Origin of the sequence: Streptomyces bohaiensis (genome assembly GCF_012033785.1) — a bacterium.
GTDB classification, from domain to species: domain Bacteria; phylum Actinomycetota; class Actinomycetes; order Streptomycetales; family Streptomycetaceae; genus Streptomyces; species Streptomyces bohaiensis.
Genome location: NZ_JAAVJC010000535.1, coordinates 1 through 1179 on the forward strand (window position 1 = coordinate 1; position 1179 = coordinate 1179).

Annotated in this window: 1 pseudogene; it reads right to left on the reverse strand. The window is 75.8% G+C overall.

Annotation, left to right across the window (positions count from 1 at the left end):
* Nucleotides 1-81 precede the first annotated feature (81 nt).
* Nucleotides 82-1014: pseudogene (locus tag HCN52_RS24520) on the reverse strand (serine/threonine-protein kinase); the annotation flags it as partial.
* Nucleotides 1015-1179 lie beyond the last annotated feature (165 nt).

The window sequence follows — 1179 nt, forward strand, 5'->3', positions numbered from 1 at the left end:
CGTGGGTCCGCGCCGCGGCGCTCCCCGACAGAGCCGAGCCGCCGCACGCGGGTGCCGTCTCGGGGATTTGTCGATTTATCCCGGCGCGGGGTCCGGCGGGAGGAGCCCGGCGACGCCGAGCGCCGCGGAGCGCTGCTCGGGCCCCGCGTGGTCGCCGATCCCCTCGCCCACCGCGCGCAGCGCGCGGCCGAGCGCGGCGGCGGAGGGGCGCTGGGCGGGGTTCTTGAGCAGGCAGCGCTCGATGACCGTCCACAGGGGGTCGGGCAGTCCTTCGGGCCGGCGCGGCTGCTCGTTGAGGTGGCGCTGGAGCAGCTCCAGGGCGCTGCCGCCGCGGAACGGCGGCTCACCGGTGACGAGTTCGAAGAGCAGGATGCCGGCGGCGTAGACGTCCACGGCCGAGGTCTGCTCGCGGCCCTCCGCCGACTCGGGGGCGACGTAGGACGGGGAGCCGACGAACTCGTGGGCGCGGGTGACACCGGGTGCGTCGGCGAGCCGGGCGATGCCGAAGTCGGTCAGCATCGGCCGCAGCAGTTCGCCGTCCGCGCCGTCCCGGGCGAGCAGCACGTTGGCGGGCTTGAGGTCGCGGTGCACGACGCCGCGGCCGTGGGCGGCCGCGAGCGCGTCCGCGATCTGCGCGGTGAGCAGCGCCGCGGCGACCGGGGAGAAGGGGCCGTTGTCGTAGAGGTGCCGGTGCAGGTCGGGGCCGTCGACCAGGTCCATCACCAGGGCCAGCAGCTCGCCCTCGACGACGAGGTCGCGGGTGCGGACGATGTTCTGGTGGCTGTCGCGGCTGAGCCGCAGCAGCACGGAGCGTTCGCGGAGGAAGCGCATGACCACGTCGGGGTCCTGGGCCAGCTCCTCCTTGAGGATCTTGATCGCGACGGCCTCGCCGGGATGGCCGGTGACCGCCGCCTCGGCGCCGGCCTCCTCCCGCTGGCGGCCCCGCCAGACGGTCCCGGTGGCGCCGCGCCCCAGCGGCTCATCGAGCAGGTACTTGCTGCCAACGGGCCGCACGCGTGCTCCTAGTGACTCGGTTCCTGGTGGTCTGGCGCCGGGACGGCAGCGTGGTCCGACGCGGCTCCCCGGACCTACTGTAATGGGGGTGGTCCCGGCCGGTCCCGAGCTCGGCGGGGCCGTCCGCAAGGCGCTGGTCCGCCGGGGCGCGGCGCGCCGCGGCCG